The following is a 24449-nucleotide window of genomic DNA, read 5'->3' on the forward strand; positions in this document are numbered from 1 at the left end:
CGCATTTTCAATGAAAAAAATACTCATTACCGGAGGTGCCGGATTTATTGGTTCGCACGTAGTGCGCTTATTTGTAAATAAGTATTCCAACCACGATATTGTAAACTTAGATAAGCTTACCTATGCCGGCAATCTTGAAAATCTGAAAGACATTGAAAATGCGCCCAACTACACCTTTGTAAAAGGCGATATTACCGATGCCGAATTTGTAAATCAATTATTTGATGAACACGATTTTGCAGCCGTAATTCACTTAGCAGCAGAAAGCCACGTAGATAGAAGCATCAGCAACCCATTAGATTTTGTACTTTCAAATGTAGTGGGCACAGTAAACCTGTTGAATGCAGCCAAGCGCATTTGGCATTGCAGTAAAGACAAGCCCATGCCGCAAAACAAAATATTTTACCACGTATCTACCGATGAAGTGTATGGTTCCTTGGGCGAAACGGGCTATTTTTTAGAAACAACTTCCTACGATCCCCAATCGCCTTACTCTGCTTCTAAAGCAGCCAGCGACCATTTTGTTCGCGCCTATTACAACACCTACAATCTACCTGTAGTTTTAAGTAATTGTTCCAATAATTATGGCTCACACCAATTTCCCGAAAAGCTAATTCCCCTTTTTATAAACAACATCCGCAACAGCAAGCCATTGCCTGTATATGGCGATGGAAAATACACCCGCGACTGGTTGTTTGTAGAAGACCATGCCACCGCAATTGATACGATTCTACACAACGGGAAATTAGGCGACACCTATAATATAGGAGGTTTCAATGAATGGCAAAACATAGAACTTATTAAGCTCCTTTGCCAAATTATGGATAAAAAATTAAACCGCCCCGAAGGTGAAAGCCAAAAACTAATTACTTACGTAAAAGATCGCCCCGGGCACGATAGACGCTATGCTATTGACGCTTCTAAGCTAAACAAAGAATTAGGATGGAAACCATCCGTAACTTTTGAAGAAGGATTAGAACGCACCGTAGATTGGTATCTTGCCAACGAAACATGGCTCAACAATGTAACCTCAGGGGCTTATCAAAAATACTACGAAGCGCAATATCAAACAGCCGGATAACCTTCCGGATATTTTACCTGCGACAAATACAAGCCTCTTGCCGGAGCAGAAAGTTGCACCCTGAATTTTTCTTGAGCCAAAACGGTTTCTTTAAAAAGCTCTACAGATATTTTCTTCTTCCCAACCATTAAAAGTGTACCCACAATGGTGCGAACCATGCCGCGCAAAAATCTATTGGAAGTAATAGTAAACCTTACGCCAAAATCTTGCTTATGCAGTTCGTGTATAGGCTTATACAAGCAACCTTCTTCATAAGGTTTCAATACTTTTTCGGGGGAAGAAATTACATCCCACCGCGCTTGCGAAAGATGGCAAATATTGGTCTTAAAATCTTCGCTCGGCAAGCAAAGCGAAGTAAAATCCTTTACACCGCACAATACCTCCGAAGCCGCTGCCACACACTCCCAATCAATAGGATAATATCCTTGAAACAAACTGTATTTATTCAAAAAGGCATTCTTGGGAAAATGTATAAAGTACTCATACGTTCGTGCAACAGCATCAAAACGGGTATTGGCATTCTCCTTTGCCCTAAACATTTCGTGTACTGCAATATCTTCGGGCAGCACACCATTTAATCTGAAAACAAAATTCTCTACATCCGTAATAGCATCAGTATTAAAGTGCATATAAAACTGCTTGGCATGCACGCCCGTATCAGTTCTTCCGCAACCCATAGAAGCCACTTCGTGGCGAAGCAATTTTTTAAGTGCCGCATTAAGCACACCTTGCACGGTTTCACTATTGGGCTGCACCTGCCACCCACTGTATTTATGCCCAAAATACGATAGGTGCATTACCCATCGCTGCTGCCGCGGCTGAACCAATTCTACCGCTTCCAATTTATTTTCTTCTGCGTTCAATTTCTTGTTCAATCAATTTTAGCTCTCTACTCATTTGACCATTTACCGAAGTATTTTCCTGTGCCCTGCGAATTAAATACGGAATTACATCTCTCACCGGACCGTAAGGCAAGTACTTGTAAGCATTGAAACCATGCTTAGCCAAATTAAAAGTAATGTTATCGCTCATACCATAAAGTTGCGAAAAGCAAATACGGGAATGATTGGGAGCAATTCCCAACGCTTCCATTTTCTTTATAGCCGCCAAGCAACTTTGTTCACTTTGCGAAGCCACACAAAGCGCCACATGCTCTATATTTTCAATACAAAGCTCCGCAGCGGCATCAAAATCTTTATCCACTGCCTTTTTATTTTTATGAATGGGCGAAGCATATCCATTATCGAGTGCCCGCTCATTCTCTTTCTCCATATAAGCACCGCGTACCAATTTGGCGCCTAAAATAAAACTGCCCCTTTTGGCTCTTTCTATTTCCTTCTTTAAATATGCCAGCCTATCCCAACGGTAAAGTTGGAATGTGTTTGAAACTACCGGAAATGAAGTGTTATACATTTCCATCAACTCCTCGGCAATGGTATCTAAAGTATCTTGAATCCAAGTTTCCTCTGCATCAATATATAACTGCACATTGGCTTTTTGAGCTGCCCTGCTCATACGATGAAAGCGCTCTTTTACACTCTCGAACTCCTGCTTTTCTGTCGCACTTAGCTTTTCACCCGACTGTACTTTTTCGTACAATGCCAATCTGCCAAAACCGGTAGGCTTAATACAAACAATATTGGCAGTCTTGTTTTTTCCGGCAAAAGCAATGGCAGCCAAATTCTGTTCAATTGTTTTATCGAAATCGCACTCAGTTTCCTTAGACTCTACACCATAATTTAGCATGGCAGAAACGCCATATTTGCTCAGTTCGGTAATTGTTTTCTTACACTCCTCAAAAGTTTCGCCACCACAAAATTGCTCGTAAACCGTAATCCTAAAGATGGGCGTAACCGGCAAATGCAACTTTAACGCCAATCCTGCCGCTTTAGCCCCCCAATTAACTAACGCATTATTGCCAATAAGTTTAAAAAGCGTGCGAGCTTCTTTAAGCGCAGTAGTACTTTTAGAGGCAAAGGCAACCTCTGTATTTTCAAAAATATTCGAATCTATTTTCATAGCTATTGCAATCGGGCGCAAGTTAGAAATTAGCTTGTAAACTGCTTTTGTTAAATCACCAAATTACATTCAAAGTACACTTAAAGGATATTTCTTTATTTTTCTTGAAAAAATACACACAAATTGTATATTTGCGCTCCCGTTTTCCGAAAGGGCTTCCAAGACGGTTTGGCAAATTATTCATTTTCAATGAGTTAAAGCAAAAAAAGCGTTGTGAGCCGCTTAAAAAGTTTTAGTTCAAAAAGAATAAAATGCAAAATCAACTTATCTCTTAACAAAATAAAACGGTAAATAATTATCATGGCAGATTTAAAACAATTAGCAGAAACACTGGTTAGCTTAACAGTGAAAGACGTGCAAGAACTTGCAAACATTTTGAAAGCCGATTACGGTATAGAACCAGCTGCTGCTGCAGTTGCAGTTGCCGCAGCTCCTGCTGGAGGTGGTGCAGCCGCTGTTGCAGAAAAAACAGAATTTGATGTAATTCTGAAAAGCGCAGGCGCTCAAAAATTGAACGTAGTAAAAGTAGTGAAAGATCTTACAGGTCTTGGCTTGAAAGAAGCTAAAGACTTAGTAGATGGCGCTCCTAAAGCGGTAAAAGAAAAAACCGACAAAGCTACTGCTGAAGACCTTAAGAAAAAACTAGAAGAAGTAGGTGCTGAAATTGAAATTAAGTAATCTACTTTAACGTAAAAATTTAAGGCATGGCTTCTCTTGATGGAGCCATGCCTTTACCTGTTTATTGGAGGATATTTTTTTGTGCGGTGCTGACCAACCTCCAAAACATCAGTGAAAGGCTGAAAAGTGAACCCGGCAGCAAAAATTAAACAGCATTTTCAATCTCTCAAATATTATATGGCTGAAAAAAACAACATTGGTACCCAGCAAAGAATAAACTTCGGAAAAGTGAAGTTGCTGGATCAACAACCAGACTTGTTAGATATTCAACTTGCCTCCTTTAAAGAATTTGTTCAATTAGAAACTACTGCCGATAACCGTTCAAGCGAAGGATTATGGTCTGTATTTAGCGAAAATTTCCCGATTACCGATTCAAGAAGTATCTTCTTGTTGGAATTTTTGGACTACTTTGTAGATCCACCTCGCTACACAATTGAAGAATGTATTGAACGCGGATTAACTTACTGCGTTCCACTAAAAGCTAAATTAAGACTAAGCTGTAACGATCCCGAGCATATAGATTTTAAAACTATTGTTCAGGACGTTTTCTTAGGAAATATACCTTATATGACACCCAAAGGCACCTTTATTATAAACGGAGCCGAGCGCGTAGTGGTAAGCCAATTGCATCGCTCACCGGGCGTGTTCTTTGGGCAAAGTTTCCACCCGAATGGAACAAAAATTTATTCTGCACGCGTAATTCCATTTAAAGGTGCATGGATGGAATTTGCTACCGATATTAACAACGTAATGTACGCCTACATAGACCGTAAGAAGAAATTCCCGGTTACTATGTTGCTACGTGCCGTTGGTTACGATACCGATAAAGACATCCTGAAGTTATTTGACTTAGCCGATGAAATTGAGTTAAAAAACAAAAAAGAAGCGGTTAAAGCTGTTGGTAGAAAATTGGCAGCAAGGGTACTTAGAACTTGGATGGAAGATTTTGTGGATGAAGATACAGGAGAGGTTGTTTCCATTGAGCGTAACGAAGTACTATTAGAGCGCGATACTATTATTACCGATGATAATATTGAATTAATTTTAGATAGCGGCTCCAAAACTTTGTTTGTACATAAAGAATCGGTAACTGCAGATTACTCAATCATTTTCAATACTTTACAGAAAGATACTTCAAACTCAGAAGTAGAAGCATTAAGCCATATTTATCGCCAGTTGCGCGGCTCAGATCCACCAGATGAAGAAACAGCCCGCGGCATTATTGAGAAACTATTCTTTAGCGATAAACGCTACGATTTAGGAGAAGTAGGTCGCTACAAAGTGAATAAAAAGTTAGAGCACGATATTCCTATGGATGTGCGTGTTTTAACAAAGCAAGATATTATTGCCATCGTAAAATACTTGGTAAACTTATCGAACCAAAGAGCAGAAATTGATGATATTGACCATTTGAGCAACAGAAGAGTACGTACCGTAGGTGAGCAATTATACGCTCAATTCGGAGTGGGCTTAGCTCGTATGGCAAGAACCATCCGTGAGCGTATGAATGTACGCGACAACGAGGTATTTACTCCGGTAGATTTGATAAATGCCAGAACACTATCTTCGGTTATCAACTCATTCTTTGGAACTTCACAGCTTTCTCAGTTCCTCGACCAAACCAACCCATTGGCAGAAATTACCAACAAACGTAGGGTTTCCGCTTTAGGACCTGGAGGTTTAAGCCGCGAAAGAGCAGGTTTCGAGGTTAGAGACGTACACTACAGCCACTACGGTCGTTTATGTACTATTGAAACTCCGGAGGGACCAAACATCGGTTTGATTTCAACTTTGTGCACACACGCCAAAGTAAATGCAATGGGCTTTATTGAAACGCCTTACCGCAAAGTGGTAGATGGTAAAGTAGATGTAAAAGGTGATGTAAAATTCCTTTCGGCCGAAGAAGAAGACAACTACACCATTGCACAAGCTAAAACTGATATTGACAAAACAGGAACTTTCCAAACCGATAAAGTTAAAGCACGTTTCCAAGGCGATTTCCCAATTACTACGCCAAACGATGTTCAATTTATTGATGTAGCTCCTAACCAAATTGTGGGTGTAAGTGCATCGCTTATTCCGTTTCTTGAAAACGATGATGCCAACCGTGCGCTCATGGGTTCAAACATGCAACGCCAAGCGGTACCTTTGTTACGTCCGCAAGCTCCGGTAGTTGGTACAGGCTTAGAAGCTAAAGTGGCTCAAGACTCTCGTAACTTAGTAAATGCCGAAGGCGATGGCGTAGTAGAATATGTTGATGCCAATCAAATAATTATTCGCTACGATAGAACTGAGGAGCAACAATTGGTAAGTTTCAGAGATGAGAAAAAAGTTTACAACCTTTCTAAATTCTTAAAAACCAACCAAAGTACTTGTATAAACCTTAAACCGCTTGTTCGCAAAGGACAACGCGTTTCTAAAGACCAAGTTCTTTGTGAAGGCTTTGCCACTCAAAATGGAGAACTGGCATTAGGTTCTAACCTTAAAGTAGCATTTATGCCATGGAAAGGTTACAACTTCGAGGATGCTATTGTAATTTCAGAAAGAGTAGTACGCGATGATGTATTCACCTCTATGCATATTGAAGAGTTTGAATTAGAAGTGCGCGATACCAAATTGGGCGAAGAAGAGTTAACACCGGATATTCCAAACGTAGCAGAAGAAGCAACTAAAGATTTAGACGACAACGGTATTATTCGCGTAGGAGCCCACGTAAAAGAAGGTGATATTCTAATTGGAAAAATTACGCCTAAAGGCGAAACAGATCCAACTCCTGAAGAGAAACTTCTACGTGCCATCTTTGGCGATAAAGCTGGCGATGTGAAAGATGCTTCATTAAAAGTACCGCCTTCTATTGAAGGAACTGTAATTAGCAAAAAACTTTTTGCCCGCGCCAAAAAAGATAAAACTTCTAAGGTTAAGGAAAAAACGCTTTTAGAAAAACTCGATAAAGACTTTGCTAAAAAAACAGGTGAAATTAAGGACTTATTGATTGAAAAATTGATGACCGTTCTTAGTGGTAAAGTAAGCAATGGAGTTCACAATTCATTTAAAGAAGAAGTAGTTTCTAAAGGAACCAAGTTTACTTCTAAAGTATTGGAATCTATTGATTTTACCAATATAGATGCATTAGGTTGGACAAAAGAAAGCGACACCAATGAATTGGTGAAACAAATCATACACAACTACACACTTTGCATAAACGAAGAAACAGGACGCTACAAACGCGAAAAATTCAATATCAGCATTGGTGATGAATTGCCAAGTGGCGTATTGAAACTGGCTAAAGTTTACATAGCAAAGAAACGTAAGCTAAAAGTAGGTGATAAAATGGCAGGACGCCACGGAAACAAAGGTATTGTTGCCCGTATCGTTCGCCAAGAAGATATGCCGTTCTTAGAAGATGGCACTCCGGTAGATATCGTATTGAATCCACTTGGTGTACCTTCGCGTATGAACCTCGGACAGATTTACGAAACTGTATTGGGTTGGGCTGGTCAAAAATTAGGTTTAAAATTTGGCACTCCAATTTTTGATGGTGCTGAACTTTCCGATATTTCAGACTATATAAACAAAGCAGGTTTACCGGAATTTGGTTCTACTTACTTATACGATGGCGAAACCGGAGAGCGTTTCCACCAAAAAACTACTGTGGGTGTAATCTACATGATTAAGCTAATCCACATGGTTGATGATAAAATGCACGCTCGCTCTATTGGACCTTACTCACTTATTACGCAACAGCCATTGGGTGGTAAAGCACAATTTGGTGGTCAGCGTTTTGGAGAGATGGAAGTTTGGGCATTAGAAGCTTACGGTGCCTCTAACATCTTGCAAGAGTTGCTTACTGTTAAATCCGATGATATTGTTGGTAGAGCAAAAGCATACGAAGCTATTGTAAAAGGAGACAATATTCCTGAGCCAACTATGCCGGAATCTTTCAATGTATTGGTTCACGAATTGCGTGGCTTAGCACTCGATTTAAAGTTTGATTAAACAATTTTTGTTTAACACAACATACAATAAAAAAGCGGCTTTGGAAACAGAGCCGCTTTTTTATTTAAGTGCTAGGCTTGCAGAAAGCGCTCCACCACTTCCGCAAATACCTGAGGAGCATCGGCATGCAACCAGTGCCCGGCATTGGCTATTTCCTCCAATTCATTATTGGGAAACAATTCATCAATAGCCGAAAAGTTTTCGGCAGTAATGTAGTTCGATTTTTGCCCTTTAATAAATAGTGCTTGCCCCAAAAATGGCGAACCTCCTACTCTATCGGAAATTTCATTATACGCCTTCCATAAAACCGGCACATTAAATCGCCATGCGAAATTATTTTCATCGTTTCTATACAAGCCTTTCATTAAAAACTGAATGGTGCGCTCATCTTCACCGTTGAGCAGTGTGTGCAACTGCGTTTCTACATCTTCACGGCCGGCAACCCTGCTCAAATCTATAGCTAATAATGCCTTAAAGATATGGCTGTGCCTATCATCGTAAGCAACAGGAGCTACATCTACCACCACCAATTTTTCTACCATTTCAGGATATTGTGCAGCAAAATCCATTGCTACCTTCCCACCCATAGAATGTCCTATTATATGAGCCTTTTCAATTCCATTTTGCTCAAAAAAATCATGCAAATCGTTCACCAAAATATGGTACGAAAACTCATTTGAAAATGGTGATTTCCCATGATTGCGCTGATCGATAATCCATACCCGATAAGCAGTAGAAAATCGTTTTGCAAGGCTGAGCCAATTATCTAAAGATCCCATCAATCCGTGTAAAATCACCAGTGGAAATCCATCGCCAAAAGTTTTGTAATTTAAATTCATAGCAAACTCAAACATAGCAAGCAATTACTTTGTATGCATATCACAAAACATTTCTTTCAGCAAATTCATACTTTTTGCATATTTACCCCATGCGTAAAAAACTAATTGCAGGAAACTGGAAAAGCAATTTACTGTTATCTGAAGCTATATCGTTAGCTAATTCTATTGCCGCACAACCAATTTCAACTCATTATGAATTAGCGGTTTTTCCTCCCGAAGCATTTATTACTTCGGTTGCCTCTATATGTAACACACAAGTATTTACAGGAGCACAAAACTGCAGCATGTATGCAGAAGGTGCATTTACGGGCGAAACCACAGCACGCCAACTGCAATCGGCTGGTGTGCAAATGGTGCTAACCGGACACAGCGAGCGCAGGCAGCTTTTCGGAGAAACCAATAGTGTAATTCAACAAAAAGTAAACAAAATACTAGAAGCAGGTCTAACTCCTGTTTTTTGCTGTGGCGAAATGCTTCCTGCCCGCCAAGCCAACCAACAAAACCAAGTTGTATTGCAGCAACTGCAAGAGAGTTTATTTCACCTAACCGAAAGCGATTTTGGTAAAGTAATAATTGCATACGAACCTGTGTGGGCAATTGGCACAGGCGTAGTGGCATCGCCAGCAGAAGCCGAAGCTATGCACGCGTTTATACGAAACGAGGTAGCTCAAAAATACAGCACCACAACAGCGCAAACGCTACGAATTTTGTATGGTGGCAGCGTGAAACCAGACAATGCCCAAGAGCTTTTCAGTTGCAATAATGTGGATGGTGCATTGGTTGGAGGCGCATCTTTAAAAGTTGCCGATTTTTTGGGTATTGCCCATTCAATAAATCAATAATTATTATGCAAAAAACAATTGCTCTTTCTTATGAAGTAGTAGAAATACAGGCACTTTCAGCAGAAGAAACCGCACTCAAAAATGCAGCCGAATCTGCCATAGAAAAAGCCTATGCGCCCTATTCAAACTTTAAGGTAGGGTGCAGCGTGCTACTCGAAAATGGAGAAATTGTACATGCAGCCAATCAAGAAGTTGCAGCTTATCCCGTATGTATTTGTGCCGAGGGCAGCGCACTGAGTATGGCATCAGGCTTATTTCCTACCGTAGCAGTAAAAGCACTTTTCGTAACTGCCAAAAACACAAAAGGCATGGCCTACGGAGCAGCGCCCTGTGGTGTTTGCCGCCAACGCATTGTGGAATACGAACAGCGATTTGGGCAATCTATAAAAATCTATTTCCCGGAAAGCGAAAACCATCTGGTTAAATTCAATCAGGCAAAAGACTTACTTCCATTCAGCTTTACCGGAGCCAACTTATAGTTGTAGTTTTCCTCCTGTTTACAATTCAATTTCATTCAAAACTGCTTGCAAAAGCCTATTATTGCCTTTGCAAATTATGGAATATCGTTTTACAGAAATTGAAGAAAAGTGGAAACAAATTTGGAACGAAAGTAAGCTCTACCAAGTATCAGAAGTTCCTTCCCAACCAAAGTTTTATGCATTAAGTATGTTTCCGTATCCCAGTGGAGCCGGCTTACATGTTGGGCATCCTTTGGGCTATGTGGCGTGCGATATCTATGCCCGTTTTAAAAGATTGAAAGGCTATAATGTATTGCACCCAATGGGCTACGATGCATTTGGTTTACCTGCAGAGCAATATGCCATAGAAACCGGCACACATCCTGCCACCACTACTGCAAAAGCAATTACCCGCTATCGCGAGCAACTCGATAAAATTGGTTTTAGCTTCGATTGGAGCAGAAAAGTAGTTACCTGCGAACCGGAGTATTACAAATGGACACAATGGATGTTTTTGCAGCTATTTAATAGTTGGTATAACCGCGAAAAACAACACGCAGAAAAAATAGACACCTTAATTCAGCATTTTGAAAAATATGGTTGTTCTACAGCTTGGAAACAGTTTAACCCCAACTTACACGAAACATTCTCTGCTGCCGATTGGGCAAAATTCAGTTCGAGCAAAAAAGAACAAATTCTACAGTTTTACCGTTTAGCATACCGCTCATTCACAGAGGTAAACTGGTGCGAAGCCTTAGGTTGCGTATTGGCAAACGATGAGGTTAAAGATGGAAAAAGTGAACGCGGTGGGTTTCCGGTGGAACGCAAAAAAATGCGTCAATGGAGCTTGCGCATTACCGAATATGCCGATAGATTATTAGAAGGTTTACAACGCATAGAATGGAGCGAAAGCATTAAAGACCAGCAGCGCAATTGGATTGGCAGAAGCGAAGGCTGCTTACTCAATTTTATGATGGAATTGCTGCCTTTAGACCTTACTGTTTTCACCACAAGAATAGACACCATATTTGGCGCAACATTTATTGTAGTGGCTCCGGAACACGAACTACTTGATAAGATAGTTACAGAAGACCAGCGTCCTGCCATAAACGAATATTTAGCTTATGTAAAAAGCCGCAGCGATATAGAACGGCAACAAGAAAAAAAGGTAACGGGCTGCTTTACCGGGTCTTATGCCATTCATCCGTTTACACAAGAAAAAGTTCCCGTTTGGATTGCCGAATATGTTTTGGCAGGATACGGAACAGGAGTAGTAATGGGCGTGCCGGCAGACGATGAGCGCGACAAAAAGTTTGCCGAAAAGTTTGAACTTCCAATAGTTGAAATCATAGATAAGTCTATGCATTCGGGAGCCACCATAGAAGACAAAGTTGGCACCATGATAAACAGCGATTTCTTAAATGGAATGGAAGTAGTGGATGCCATAGAAACCATGCTCCACAAAGTAGAAGAAATGGGAATAGGCAAGCGCAAGACCAACTATAAATTACGCGATGCCAGTTTCAGCCGCCAACGCTATTGGGGCGAGCCTTTCCCAATTTGCTACAATATACAAGGCGATTCCGACACTCCATTTATTGACGATAACACTGCCGATATTGCCGATATTCCGGTAGCACTTTCTGAAACTGAATTGCCGCTAGAACTCCCTGCTGTAGATAGTTTTAAACCGTCTGGCGATGGCCGCTCTCCGCTGGCAAACAACAAAGATTGGTTACAGAATAAATATGAAACCGATACCATGCCGGGCTATGCCGGCAGCAGCTGGTACTTTTTGCGGTATATAGATCCACACAACCAACAAGCATTTGCTGCAAAAGAAAAATTAGACTATTGGCAGCAAGTAGATTTATATGTTGGCGGCAGCGAACATGCCGTGGGGCACTTACTCTACGCACGTTTTTTTACCAAAGTACTTTTCGATTTAAAATACATCTGCTTTGATGAACCATTTAAAAGAATGGTAAACCAAGGTATGATACAAGGAAGAAGCGCCTTTGTATTTCAAAACATTGAAAGCAAAAGATTTATTTCTGCCAACCTTCTTAATGGAAACGAACAAGGTAGATTTATTCATTGCGACCTTCAACTAATTGAAGACGACAAACTAAATATAGAAGCCTTTAAACAATGGCGACCAGAATACAGCGATTTTACTTTTGAAGTAGATGAAAGCAAGCAGTTTATGGTACAACGTGAAGTTGAAAAAATGTCGAAATCAAAATATAACGTTGTGAATCCCGATGATGTAATTGCCAAATATGGAGCAGATACTTTCCGTTTGTTTGAGATGTTTTTAGGCCCAATTGAGCTCAGTAAACCTTGGGACGATAAGGGTATTAGCGGCTGCTATAACTTTTTGCGAAAATGTTGGCGCTTGTTTTTTGATAACGAAGGTAAATGGCTGGTTACCGATAACGAGCCAACCAAAGAAGAATTAAAATCGCTACATAAGCTGCTAAAAAAAGTAGAGCACGATGTAGAGCAATTGAGTTTCAATACTTCTGTGTCGGCATTTATGATTTGCGTAAATGAGCTTACCGATTTAAAATGCCACACCAGAGCAATACTTCAAGATATAGTAATTGCACTGGCACCATTTGCACCATTTATTTCCGAAGAGCTTTTTGCTAAGCTAGGAAATACAAGCAGTGTACACACCGCTTCTTTTCCAGCATTTAATGAGCAATACTTGGTTGAAAACTCTTTTACATATCCTGTAAGCGTAAACGGAAAATTGCGTGCCACCATAGAATTGCCTTTAGATATGGAACAAACTGCCGTACAGGAAAAAGTATTGGCATTGGAGCAGGTACAAAAGTGGCTCGAAGGCAAGCCCGTAAAAAAGTTCATCTTCGTAAAAGGTAAGATAGCCAATATCGTAGCTTAGCATAATGGCTCATTGGGTTACACTAATTATTGCAGGCTTGTTTGAAACTGCCTTTGCTGCATGCCTCGGCAAAGCCAAGTCTGCATCGGGTGCTGCTGCGTTTTATTGGTATGCCGGATTTTTAATTTGCCTCACCATTAGCATGGTATTGCTGGTAAAAGCAAGTAAGCATTTACCCATTGGCACAGCCTATGCCGTTTGGACCGGTATTGGAGCCGTAGGAACCGCCATAGTTGGAATGGTATTTTTTAAAGAATCGGCAGATTTTTGGCGCGTATTCTTTTTAGCTACATTGATTGGTTCAATTATTGGATTAAAAGCCGTATCGGAGTGATAAAAAAATGTAGTCTCAGCGGGAATCGAACCCACATCAAAAGTTTAGGAAACTTCTATTCTATCCGTTGAACTATGAGACCAACAATGCACCAACATTTGGCGCAACAAATAAATTGAATTTACTGCATTCTTAAAATACAAAATCGTATTTGCTTATGCTATAAATCGTTCTTATTGAATTTGCGCAGCGATATAGCAAATGGCACCGCAATCCATGTAGAAAGTAGTCCGAAAGAAAGCAGCATTCCCCAACTATTACCAAAATAGTTTTGAAAAACAGCACCCGTGAATCCCAGCATGGCTGAAACATCTAAGCGCATTAAAATTAAAATTCGACACAAATCTACCGGACTTAATGCACTCAGCCCCACCACTATTTTTTCAATTGGATAATCTGCAAACTGTAGGAATAAAAACAATACTAACCCATCGAACAGCAATGCAAAGTATAACCACAACATAATAGACAAGCCAATTCCCTTAGCTTTATCTCTGGTAAGTATGCTGCACAAAAATGCTACCGACACAAAAATTACGGTAAGCATAATACCCGCAGCAATCATAATAAGTGCAGTACCCAAATCGGCAAATAGCAACAGCGGTATGCCCGTTCCAAGCAAATAAGCAGCCGCCATACTTAGCGATAAGCCAATAAACAATGCTATCCAAATTTTACTGCGCTTTATAGGCTGGCTCACCAGCAATTCTATAAACTCACTGCTGTTATATACATATATAGTTGAAAACAATACCGACACCAGCGGCACAGTAAGCAACACTATGTTTAATACCGTAAGTAAACCCTTGGCAGTATTGTCTTCCAAACTAAATGCGCTCCACGAAAACAGCGCCAGCATAATGGTATATGCAATTACAATCTTGTTTTTTAATATATCTATGGCCACATATTTCAAAACCTTCATCATATAGCACTCGATTTTAGTAGGTGAAGAATAGACTTGGCAATGGTTTCTTGCTGTGTATCGGCTTTAAGCGCTGTTACATCTTTATGCAAAATCAATCTACCCTCTTGCATAAAAATCACTTGGCTCACTACATCCTCTAATTCACTAAGCAGGTGCGATGTAATAAGAATAAGGCAGCCTCTATTTTTTGCGTCAATAATTTTTTGCTTTAAAATTTCAGAAGCAATAGGATCTAAACCCGCTGTTGGCTCATCTAAAATAAGCACCTTTGTACGAAACATAAAAGCAAGCGTAGCACTTACTTTTTGGGTAGTTCCTCCGCTGAGCGTGCGCATCTTTTTAGGCAGCATTTTAGCCAACTCAAATTGCTCATAAAGATCGCTATCTAAATTAGCTTCAACTTTGCGGATGCTTTTAATCATTTCCAATACCTGCCCAATAGACATGTTTTCCGGGTAGCGACCAATTTGTGGCATATAGCCAATATGCTGGCGGTAATTATTATCGTTTTTAATGTTCTTTCCATCAAAAATAATATCACCTTTTTCGGGAATTACCATTCCCAAGATAGATTTAATGAGTGTGGTTTTACCACAGCCGTTTGGACCAATAAGCGCAATACATTCTCCGGCTTTCAAACTTAGATTTAAATTATCTAAGGCTCGTAATTTCCCGAAATGTTTGGTTAGGTTTTTAATTTCAATCATAATGTATAAGGTACCATTCGAGGCTTGTTGTCAATAAAATTTTCGGGTGTAAGCGATGGTAGTATGCGTTCTGATTTATCTAAAAGACTTATCATGAAACTTCGATACAACAGCATGGCTGGCGGGTTTTTCTCTACAATTACGGAATACAAACTTAATGGGCGATATGGCACATCGCCAATCTTATCTTTATTCAAATCGTAGCCTTCGTATTTATCCCAATAATTTTCGGAAAAATGATTGAGTGTAAGTGTGCCATTGGTAGTTATATCAAAAGTATTTCCAACAAAATTATTGCGCTCTACTTTATTATCTACACAGTTTGCCTGAATGCGCATTCCCCATCCGTTCCCCTTAAACACATTGTGTTCTGCGGTTATTCTATTCGTCCCATCAAAGAAAATTCCAGTAGTGTTTTTATAGAATTTATTTCCAGAAAGATAGCAATCTGAAAGTTCTTTAAACAATACGCCATAAGCCGCATCGCCCCAACTTTCTTCAAATGTATTGTTTATCATTATTACCCTTTTAGTAAACATAACAGCCACTCCTGCCCCATTTTGCTTAAAGTAATTGGTAATATAGGCGCAACTGTGCGAAAACATAAAGTGCAAGCCGTAGCGCAAATTGTAGTGTGCCACATTTCGCCAAACCACAGATGCGGTAACAAACTCAAGGTATATGCCATCTCTGTGCCCGTGTACTTTGTTTCCAATAATTTGCATACTGTCGCACTTCCAAAGATGCACACCATTGGCAGATTGGCTTTCTACTTTTTGTGAAGCCGTAATGCGGTTATTCTTCACAATACAATGTTTGGAGTATTGAAAGTAAACGCCAAAATAATTATTGAGCAGCGTGTTGTCTTCTACAACCACGTATTCCACATCGTATGCTTTAATTGCGCCCGGATCGCTCATTACCATTCTGCCACAATTTTGAAGGTGCAATCCTTTTATGAGAACATGGCTGCTTTTTACTGAAATAATTTCATACTTCAATTCGCCATCCAGTATAGGCCTGCCAACTCCAATTAAAGCAAGCGGCTTGTCTATAACAAGATTACCTTCTTTGTACGTACCGGAATGAACAAGAACCGTATCGCCACTGCCGGCTGCCGCTAATGCTGCTTTTATGGTACTGTGCTGTACTCCTTTACCCACTGCAATTACAGCAGCATGTGCTGCATTTAGCAGGATGCTACAATACATCAAGAACCATACTGCATGTTTCATATTGCTAGTGATGGTGCCCTGAATGTTGTGAAGAAGATGCGGTTATATCTGCCCAACTCTTTACTGTGGTTTGATGTTCGGCAGCCAACTTTTCGGCATCGGTTTTTGCAGAAAATGCCGCAGTACCTCCGCCCATTGGGCTTGCAATTTCCTCGCTTTGTACATACCACGCCTGTGTGGCATCTATCAATTCGTTTTCTGCCAAAAAATTACCTACATAGTACTTTGCAATATCTTTTGTATTTTGATTAGCTACATAACCATTCAAACAACTTACATCATCAAACTTATATACTCTGCCTTTTTGAGTAATAATTTCTGCGGCAAAACGCCCTTCGGAAATAGACATTTTACAATTGGCACAGGCATCTTTGTGAAGGTTTATTGCCTCCGGCCCATTGCTTCCGCAAGCAACTACAGAAAGAGATAATGCTACTAAAACTGCAACTGCTCCTCCTTTTTTGAATTTTGAAAACACTTTAGTTTCAATAAGTACGGCAATTACAAGTAACAGACCTGCTCCTATAAACAACCAACCTCCTAAAGCCGGAATTGAATATGCACCAAAGTTCAATAATTGCTTAAAGCCTATTAGTGGTGGTTGGTATGCCATGCCGGGTACTTTAATGGCTGCATTTGGATCGAGGTTGTGCCCATAATCGTATTCCCATTTCCAAAAATCTACCATTGCTAATACCCCAAAGAGTACAAATAGTGCCAATATTGTGTACAGCATTTTTTTACGGGCTATAATAGCTGTAAACACAAATAATGCTGCATAAATGCCAATAATGTATGGTAGCACTTTAAACTCTATAAAATCATCGGTATGCAATGTTTTCATGCCGATATAGTGGTTTAGTCCATTTATGATATCTACATCTCCGGCCAACTTATTTGCCCAAATTTGCAGCCCTAAACCTTCCGGATATTGTGGAGCATCTAATGAAATGCTCCAAATGGGCACAAAGAGTGATATAACTAATGCTACTGCTGCAACTACCAGCAAAGCTTTTGAGATAAGTGATATTTTGTTTTCCATGATTTATTGTTTTGGCAGTTGCCAAAGTAGTCTCAATTTCGGTAAAGAAAATATTTGGCTCGCTTGCCTATGAACTAAAATTACAAAGGGCAGTTTGTTCTATTGAACTTGCTGCCCTTTGTCGATTATCTAAAATTTATTTAACAGTACTTCCTTTACTTGGCAGCAGGCTTGTTTAAGCTGAACGTAAGAGGAACATTGCTTCCTTTAGGAGATACTCTTACATATCCTGCCATTTCTTGGTGAAGTGCAGAACAGAAGTCGGTGCAATAGATTGGGAAAATTCCGGTGCGGTCTGGAACCCATTTTAAAGTAACAGTTTCACCAGGCATTATTAACAATTCTCCATTATTGGCACCTTTTACACCAAATCCGTGAGGCACATCCCAGTCTTGTTCCAAGTTGGTTACGTGGAAGTAAACTTCATCACCCAATTTCACACCTTCGATATTATCCGGAGCAAAGTGAGAGCGGATAGCTGTGATGTACACATGTACTTTGTTGCCTTCTCTTACTACTTTAGTTTCGCCTTCGCCTTTTGCTACATAAGGATGTTTATTAGCAGCAATATCGAATATCTTCACTTGATTATTCTTAACTAAATCTGCCGGAACTGCTTGCGCATAGTGCGGCTCGCCAATGGTTGGGAAGTCTAATATCAACTGCATTTTTTCGCCACTGATATCAAACAACTGAGCACTTTGCGATAATTCAGGACCGGTAGGCAGGTAACGGTCTTTAGTAATTTTATTGTAAGCTACTAAGTATTTGCCTACAGGTTTTTTAGTGTTACCACCTACAACCATTAAGTGTCCTACAGAATAGTAAGTAGGTTGGCGGTCAATAACTTTCAAATCTTTGATATTCCATTTTACTACTTCAGAAGATACAAACATTGAAGTGTAAGCATTTCCGTTTGCATCAAATTCTGTGTGTAAAGGTCCTAAGCCTGGTTTTTGAACTTCGCCATACAATGCAGCTTCGTATTTAATAACCGGGATGCCGCTGTATTTTTCTTGTTCAAAGTTTTTGTCGGCAATTGCTTTTTGTATTTTATCGAAACTGAACACAGGCAATAAAGCTGCTAATTTACCGCTACCTACAATGTATTCACCGGTTGGATCTACATCGCATCCGTGTGGAGATTTTGGACAAGGGATAAAGTAAACGATATCGGGGTATTCTGCTACATCCAATACAGTTACTTCATTTTTAATTTCGGAAGTAGCGGTATGTGTTTCTTCACTAAATTTATTGTGAGCATACTTAACAGCTTTCTTAGTTCCTTTTCCTGCTTTGATATATTCTTCGGCTTTTTTCCAGTTTACAGCCATGATAAAGTCTTTATCATTTTTAGAAGCGTTTACTTCTTGCAGAGTGTTTGCTTGTTCAGTATTGTAAGTGCTAAAGAAGAACCATCCGTGCGACTTACCTTTACCGCAACGTGCTAAATCGAAGTTTACACCCGGAGTTTTTAACTGGAATGCGATATTCATTTCGCCAGATGTTTTATCTACACTTACAAAGCTGATATGGCCTTTAAAGTTCTCTTTGTAAGTATCAATTGAAACATCACTTGCTTCGCCATCTTCTGGTACGCTGAAACGAGTTCCTGCTACAATGTACTCAGAGTTTTCTGTTCCGAACGGGGAGCTGTGGTTGCCACCGCTGTTGGGCAATTCAATAATTTCGGCTGTGCGGAAAGTTTTTAAATCTACACGAGCCAAGCGTGGTGTGTTGTTACCATTTACAAATACCCATTTACCATCGGCAACGCCATCGGTCATAGACATTTCTACGTGGTGTAAATCGTCCCAAGGCACAAATCCATGCGAAGTATTCAACATTGGCTTTGTTTCTTCGCTGTAACCCCAGCCTTTTTCAGGATCTACAGAAAACACGGGAATAACGCGCAGCAAACGTCCGCTCGGCAAACCGTAAACGCTTAACTGTCCGCTAAAACCACCAGAAACAAAGTTGTAAAACTCATCGAACTTGCCCGGGGCTACATAAACTTTTGAAGCGGCATCTCCGCTTACAGCATTGTTGGTGCTCTTTGGCTTACAAGAGCTAAAGTACAATGCAGTTAATGCACATAGTGCAATTGTTATTTTTTGGTACGACATAATACTGAATTAAATATTAAAAATTGGTTGTTAACTTGTTTTGGGTGTGTACTTCGTCCACCTACACTACATATATACTTAATGTAGTATAGCAATTATGCGATTTTAAAAACGCTGTTCTTATTGAGGCAACTTATTTGGCACCGTCATTTTGGCGCATAAACTCTACAATCTCTCTAGCTTCTGCATCGGCCAAATTTTGGTTGGGCATACGAACTAAACAGATTTCTAATTGCGCTTGTACTTCCGGGTCTTTATCAATCATTGGATCTGGATTAGTAATAAAGTTCATAATCCAATGTGGGCTTCTTCTTTCAGTAACGCCTTTCCATCCCGGACCAACTAATTTTTCATCGGTTGTTTTATGGCAAGAGAAGCATTTTGTTTCAGATATACTTTTTCCTTTTGTAGCCATAGCAGCATCTAATGCACCAATTGTTACATTGGATTCATCAAATTTACCTTCGCCACGATTTGGATCGTAATCATCAGTTGTTTGAGCTTCGGTAGCTACGGTTTCTGGGGCGGTAGTTGTTTCAGCCGGTGTAGAAGAGTTTCCACCTCCGCATGCGCTAAGAAGTGCGATAGAAAGTGTAAAACTTGCAGCTGCAAAAAATGAAGTTTTCATATTGATTGATTGTTTGTTATGGAGCAAAGGTATGAGAGAATTTTACTTCATGCTATGATTTTAATCATAAAAGAAAATGAGCAATTTCCACGTTTAAGCAAGTGCTGTGGCTATGAGTTTATTCACCACTTTGGGGTCTGCTTTTCCTTGGCTGCGCTTCATAGTTTCGCCTACAAACAAGCCTATTAGCCCCTTTTTCCCTGCTTTATATTCTGCCACTTTTTCGGGCATAGATGCCAATACTTCTTGCACTATTGAGCCTATTAAATCCTCATCACTATTTTGAAGCAAATTTAGCTCTTCTGCAACTTTTAAAGGATGCTTATCGGGCGATTGCAGCAATGCCGGAAAAATATGTGTGGAACACACTGAAAAATTGGTTTTCCCTTCATCAATTATTGCAATAATATCTGCTATAGCATTAGGTTTCAGGTGAAATGACTCTATTTCTTTTCCACTTTCGTTTAAATAGTTTTTTATGGGGCCCAACAACCAGTTTGATGCTGCTTTATAGTTCTTTGTATGCGCAACAATGGCATTGTAATAGTTGGCTGTTGGTTTGTCATCGCTAATAAGGCGAGCATCGTACTCCGGCAAACCATATACCTGCATGTATTCCTGCTTTAGCTCCGCAGGCAGTTTAGGCATGTGCGCCTGTACTTGTGCAATATATGTTTTCGACACCATTACAGGTGGTAAATCCGGCTCGGGGAAATACCTGTAATCGTGTGCATGTTCTTTGCTACGTTGAGAAAGCGTAATGCCTTTAACAGCATCGAAACCGCGTGTTTCTTGTGTTAATTTCTCGCCTGCTTCGATGGCATCTACTTGGCGTATAAATTCAAACTCTATGGCACGTTTTACATTGCGCATACTGTTCATATTCTTCACTTCGCTGCGTGGGTTGTACGCGGTAGTTCCTTTAAGGCGCACAGATACATTGGCATCGCAACGCATACTTCCTTCTTCCATATTGCCATCGCAAATTTCGAGATGCCGCACCAGTTTGCGCACTTCGTTTAGGTATGCCATTGCTTCATCGCCACTACGAATATCCGGCTCCGAAACTATTTCAATTAGTGGAACTCCTGCGCGGTTCAAATCTACCAACGTAAAATACGGGTCTATATCGTGAATGCTTTTCCCTGCATCTTCTTCCATGTGAATGCGGGTAAGGCGCACTTGCTTTTTTTCGTTATTCAATTCAAACTCAATAATGCCATCGGTGCAGATGGGTGTTTTATCTTGAGTAATTTGGTAACCTTTCGGCAAATCGGCATAGAAATAATTTTTACGTGCAAACTGGTTTTCTTCCCTAATGGTACTTTTCGTTGCCAAGCCAATTTTTACGGCATATTCAATTGCTTTTTCGTTTACCACAGGCAGTGTACCCGGCATACCAAGCGATAGCGGGCTTACTTGCGTATTAGGTGCAGCGCCAAATGCGGCCGAATCGCCACAATACATTTTACTTTGGGTAGATAGCTGCGCGTGTACTTCTAAACCAACAATTACTTCGTATTTTGAATACTTATCGTTACTCATGTTCTTATGATAATTGTGCGCGAAATAGCGCGATTATATGCTGAATGCAAAAAGTTTTTGGGCATTTTTAGTAGTAATTTCCGACACATCGCCTATTGCCATATTCTTTAGTGTGGCAATATGTTCTGCTACAATGCTTACATAGCTGCTTTCGTTGCGTTTTCCGCGGTAAGGCACCGGTGGCAAATATGGCGCATCGGTTTCGAGCAAAATATTTTCTATGCCTACATGTTTTACTACCTCTCTCAATTCGTTTGAATTTTTATAGGTAAGCGAGCCGCCAATTCCCAAATAAAAACCCATTGAAATAATGGCTTCTGCCTCTGCAATAGTGCCTGCAAAACAATGAAAAACACCTTTCGCTTTTCCGTTGAAATTGGCAACCATATCTATACAATCCGAAGTGGCATTTCGGCTATGAATTATCAAAGGCAATTGCATTTCTACCGACCATTCAATTTGGGTTTGAAAGGCGATTTGCTGCTGCTCTTTAAGGCTTACATCCCAATAATAATCCAACCCGGTTTCGCCTACTGCCACGTAATTTTTATCCTTGAAAGCTTGCTTGAAAAATTGCAATTGTGTTTGCACATTTTCCTTTACATCGCATGGATGCAAACCCATTGCCGGCAACAATAGCAATTCGTTATCAGACAGTGCAGCCAAAGTATTCATTGGCGCAATACTATCTTCATTTATATTAGGTAAAATAACTACTCTAATTTGTTGCTGTTTACAACGCTGCAACACCTCCTGCATATCGGGTTGCAAATCTGCGTGATACAGGTGCGAATGGGTATCTACTAATCTCATTTATATTGGCTTTCGAATTGTTTCATACAAGCTACCAATTTTTGTACTCCTGCAAGCGGCATAGCATTGTAAATAGAGGCTCTAAACCCTCCTACAGTTCGATAGCCTGCCAATCCCTGCAAATCGTTGGCCTCAGCAAAAGCAAGAAATTTGGCATCGGTTTCGGCATCGGTTGTTTTAAAACACACATTCATTTGGCTGCGGTCTTCTACTGCTACAGTTCCGCTAAACACAGTAGAATCATCAATAGTTTTGTATAACAGTTGTGCCTTTTCATTATTCTGCTTTTCAATACTTCCCAATCCTTGTGCTTCTATCCATTTTAGCGTAAGCAGCGACACATATACTGCATAAACCGATGGCGTATTGAGCATGCTTTCGGCTTCTATTTGCTTGGCGTAATTCAACACCGTTGGTATAAAAGAATCTTTCTTTGTTAATACACTTTTGTTGATTACCACTAAAGTTGTACCTGCCGGCCCCATATTTTTTTGTGCTCCGGCATAAATAAGTGCCATACGGTCGAAATCTAACTGGCGCGAAAAAATATCGCTGCTCATATCTGCAACAACAGGTGCCTGGGCTTGACTAAGCAAAGTGGCCACCAAATTGCTGCTCCACTGCGTGCCAAATATGGTATTATTGGTAGTAAAATGAACATACGCATACGTTTTTCGCAGCAACTGCTCATTGGCTATCCATTGCTTGGGAATATATGCATAATTGGCATCTTTTGAGGAAGCTATTACCTCCACATTTCCAAAATTTTGTGCCTCGGCAATTGCTTTATGGCTCCATTGCCCAGTATCGAAATAGGCTGCGGTTTGTGATAGCGAAAGCAAATTATACGGCACCATTAAAAACTGCTGCGATGCGCCACCCTGCAAAAAGAGCACTTCTTTATCTTGCTGAAGTTGCAACAGCTTTTTCACCAAACTGCGGGCTTCATTCATAACAGCCACAAAGGCTTTACTGCGGTGCGATATTTCAAGAATAGAAAGGCGAGTTCCTGCAAAATTACGAATGGCATCTGAGGCTTGCACCAATACTTCTTCGGGCAATACTGCCGGTCCTGAAAAAAAATTATATGGTTTCTGCATTACAACAACTAACTCTTTACTTTTAATGTATTCTTAACGATGGCTGCTTTAGAAAGTAGCTCTCTGCGGTTATCGGCAATAATAGTTACATGCCCCATTTTTCTACCGGGCTTAGTTTGCTTTTTGCCGTATAGATGTACAGAAACACCTTCTAACTGCAACACAGCCGACAATCCTTCGTATTCTGCATTGCCACTAAAACCATCTTCGCCCAACACATTCAGCATAAGAGCAGGCTTAATGGTTTTGGTACTGCCTAAAGGTAAATTTTGCAATACCCGCAACAGCATATCAAATTGCGAAACATAATTCCCTTCTATACTTTGGTGGCCACTGTTATGCACGCGTGGTGCGGTTTCGTTTACCAATAGTTCGGCATCTTTATTTAAAAACATTTCTACGGCAAAAATTCCGGGACTAGCAAATGCGTTGCACACTTGCAATGCCAATTCTTCTGCCTTTGCAATTTGCGCTTCGGAGAGGTTTGCAGGCGCAATAAGGTAATCTACCAAATTGAGTTGCGGATCAAAAACCATTTCTGTAGGTGGAAAAACTGCTGTTTCGCCACTCTCGTTGCGCGCTACAATTACAGCTATTTCTTTTTCAATATCTACCATCTTTTCGAGTAGCGATGGTTCGCTAAATGCCTTTACCATATCGCCTTCGTTCCATAGCAACTGTACGCCTTTGCCATCGTATCCGCCTGTGCGCATTTTGTGTGCTGCCGGCAAAAAATCCAGCTTTTGCTGCAAGTCTTTCGCACTACCTAACAACACAAACTCTGGAGATGGAATTTGATGTGTTTCATAAAATTGCTTTTGCAATCCTTTATCTTTTATGGTTTGCAATACTGCCGGACGGGGAATAACCTTAACACCTTCCTTTTCTAATTGAAAAAGCGCTTCTACACTTACGTTTTCAATTTCTATGGTAAGCACATCTACTTTCCTGCCAAATTGCAACACGGTATCGAAATCTGTAATGCTGCCTAACTGAAAATGGTGGCAGAGATGTGCTGCCGGAGCTTGCGTATCGTTTTCCAGCACAAAAGTTTCGATTGGATAATTGGCAGCTTGCTGCAATAACATTCTACCCAACTGCCCTCCTCCTACTATTCCAACTTTAAGCATAAAACAACGAGTTTTTTAACGCCCACAAAGGAAGCAA

Annotated in this window: 20 protein-coding genes and 1 tRNA gene; 7 read left to right on the top strand and 14 right to left on the bottom strand. The window is 40.3% G+C overall.

The genetic code is table 11. From position 1 onward, the window contains the following. Window positions 1-10 precede the first annotated feature (10 nt). Window positions 11-1081, top strand: a complete 1071-nt coding sequence (gene rfbB, locus KF872_11340; GenBank protein ID MBX2904136.1) for a dTDP-glucose 4,6-dehydratase — start codon at window positions 11-13, stop codon at window positions 1079-1081. Here the strand turns inward: rfbB and KF872_11345 are convergent. Both KF872_11345 and KF872_11350 read right to left on the bottom strand, forming a co-directional pair. Continuing rightward, a complete protein-coding gene (locus tag KF872_11345; protein MBX2904137.1) occupies window positions 1066-1944 on the bottom strand; it encodes a tRNA pseudouridine synthase A in 879 nt (292 codons plus the stop codon). The two genes, rfbB and KF872_11345, sit on opposite strands and share 16 nt — an antisense overlap. Then, complete coding sequence (locus KF872_11350; protein ID MBX2904138.1) at window positions 1925-3100, bottom strand: proline dehydrogenase family protein; 1176 nt, start codon at window positions 3098-3100, stop codon at window positions 1925-1927. The genes KF872_11345 and KF872_11350 overlap by 20 nt, the downstream gene beginning before the upstream one ends. Window positions 3101-3400: 300 nt before the next feature. On the opposite strand from KF872_11350, the gene rplL reads away from it, so the two are divergent. Together rplL and rpoB are read left to right on the top strand one after the other, a co-directional pair. Beyond that, window positions 3401-3778 (top strand): 50S ribosomal protein L7/L12, encoded by a 378-nt coding sequence (gene rplL / locus KF872_11355; GenBank protein MBX2904139.1) that lies wholly within the window; start codon window positions 3401-3403, stop codon window positions 3776-3778. Window positions 3779-3955: 177 nt separating this feature from the next. After that, window positions 3956-7774: a DNA-directed RNA polymerase subunit beta gene (gene rpoB, locus KF872_11360; GenBank protein ID MBX2904140.1), complete on the top strand. Its 3819-nt coding sequence runs from the start codon at window positions 3956-3958 to the stop codon at window positions 7772-7774. Between the two features lie 71 nt (window positions 7775-7845). On the opposite strand, the gene KF872_11365 is transcribed toward rpoB, so the two are convergent. Beyond that, on the bottom strand, window positions 7846-8613 hold the full coding sequence (locus tag KF872_11365) for an alpha/beta fold hydrolase (protein ID MBX2904141.1): 768 nt from the start codon (window positions 8611-8613) through the stop codon (window positions 7846-7848). 89 nt (window positions 8614-8702) lie between these two features. Between KF872_11365 and tpiA the strand changes: the two genes are divergently transcribed. The 4 genes from tpiA to KF872_11385 all read left to right on the top strand — a co-directional run bounded on the left by tpiA (window position 8703) and on the right by KF872_11385 (window position 13158). After that, the gene (tpiA, locus tag KF872_11370; GenBank protein MBX2904142.1) at window positions 8703-9455 is read left to right on the top strand and encodes a triose-phosphate isomerase; all 753 of its coding nucleotides are present in this window, start codon (window positions 8703-8705) and stop codon (window positions 9453-9455) included. Window positions 9456-9460: 5 nt separating this feature from the next. Next, window positions 9461-9934, top strand: a complete 474-nt coding sequence (locus KF872_11375; GenBank protein ID MBX2904143.1) for a cytidine deaminase — start codon at window positions 9461-9463, stop codon at window positions 9932-9934. A gap of 76 nt (window positions 9935-10010) precedes the next feature. Then, a complete protein-coding gene (gene leuS, locus KF872_11380; protein MBX2904144.1) occupies window positions 10011-12824 on the top strand; it encodes a leucine--tRNA ligase in 2814 nt (937 codons plus the stop codon). Window positions 12825-12828: 4 nt separating this feature from the next. Continuing rightward, on the top strand, window positions 12829-13158 hold the full coding sequence (locus KF872_11385) for a multidrug efflux SMR transporter (GenBank protein ID MBX2904145.1): 330 nt from the start codon (window positions 12829-12831) through the stop codon (window positions 13156-13158). 10 nt (window positions 13159-13168) lie between these two features. Here KF872_11385 and KF872_11390 read toward each other — a convergent pair. The 11 genes from KF872_11390 to KF872_11440 all read right to left on the bottom strand — a co-directional run bounded on the left by KF872_11390 (window position 13169) and on the right by KF872_11440 (window position 24412). After that, window positions 13169-13240, bottom strand: a tRNA-Arg gene (locus KF872_11390). Between the two features lie 78 nt (window positions 13241-13318). Then, window positions 13319-14086 carry an ABC transporter permease subunit gene (locus tag KF872_11395; protein MBX2904146.1) on the bottom strand — a complete coding sequence of 256 codons (768 nt, stop codon included), beginning with the start codon at window positions 14084-14086 and terminating at the stop codon, window positions 13319-13321. Next, window positions 14083-14793: an ABC transporter ATP-binding protein gene (locus tag KF872_11400; GenBank protein MBX2904147.1), complete on the bottom strand. Its 711-nt coding sequence runs from the start codon at window positions 14791-14793 to the stop codon at window positions 14083-14085. The genes KF872_11395 and KF872_11400 overlap by 4 nt, the downstream gene beginning before the upstream one ends. After that, window positions 14790-16028, bottom strand: coding sequence for a nitrous oxide reductase family maturation protein NosD (locus tag KF872_11405; GenBank protein MBX2904148.1), 1239 nt, complete (start codon window positions 16026-16028; stop codon window positions 14790-14792). Before KF872_11405 ends, KF872_11400 begins: the two co-directional genes overlap by 4 nt. Window positions 16029-16032: 4 nt before the next feature. After that, complete coding sequence (locus tag KF872_11410; GenBank protein MBX2904149.1) at window positions 16033-17070, bottom strand: nitrous oxide reductase accessory protein NosL; 1038 nt, start codon at window positions 17068-17070, stop codon at window positions 16033-16035. Window positions 17071-17225: 155 nt separating this feature from the next. Next, window positions 17226-19196 carry a Sec-dependent nitrous-oxide reductase gene (gene nosZ / locus KF872_11415; GenBank protein MBX2904150.1) on the bottom strand — a complete coding sequence of 657 codons (1971 nt, stop codon included), beginning with the start codon at window positions 19194-19196 and terminating at the stop codon, window positions 17226-17228. A gap of 133 nt (window positions 19197-19329) precedes the next feature. Next, window positions 19330-19824, bottom strand: a complete 495-nt coding sequence (locus tag KF872_11420) for a cytochrome c (GenBank protein MBX2904151.1) — start codon at window positions 19822-19824, stop codon at window positions 19330-19332. 93 nt (window positions 19825-19917) lie between these two features. After that, window positions 19918-21369: an Asp-tRNA(Asn)/Glu-tRNA(Gln) amidotransferase subunit GatB gene (gene gatB / locus KF872_11425; protein MBX2904152.1), complete on the bottom strand. Its 1452-nt coding sequence runs from the start codon at window positions 21367-21369 to the stop codon at window positions 19918-19920. 33 nt (window positions 21370-21402) lie between these two features. Then, complete coding sequence (locus KF872_11430) at window positions 21403-22182, bottom strand: TatD family hydrolase (protein ID MBX2904153.1); 780 nt, start codon at window positions 22180-22182, stop codon at window positions 21403-21405. Beyond that, window positions 22179-23282 (bottom strand): 3-phosphoserine/phosphohydroxythreonine transaminase, encoded by a 1104-nt coding sequence (gene serC, locus KF872_11435; GenBank protein ID MBX2904154.1) that lies wholly within the window; start codon window positions 23280-23282, stop codon window positions 22179-22181. The genes KF872_11430 and serC overlap by 4 nt, the downstream gene beginning before the upstream one ends. Window positions 23283-23290: 8 nt before the next feature. Further along, window positions 23291-24412 carry a 5-(carboxyamino)imidazole ribonucleotide synthase gene (locus KF872_11440; protein MBX2904155.1) on the bottom strand — a complete coding sequence of 374 codons (1122 nt, stop codon included), beginning with the start codon at window positions 24410-24412 and terminating at the stop codon, window positions 23291-23293. Between the last annotated feature and the right edge of the window lie 37 nt (window positions 24413-24449).

Source organism: Chitinophagales bacterium, from assembly GCA_019638515.1.
In the GTDB taxonomy this organism is placed as follows: domain Bacteria; phylum Bacteroidota; class Bacteroidia; order Chitinophagales; family LD1; genus UBA7692.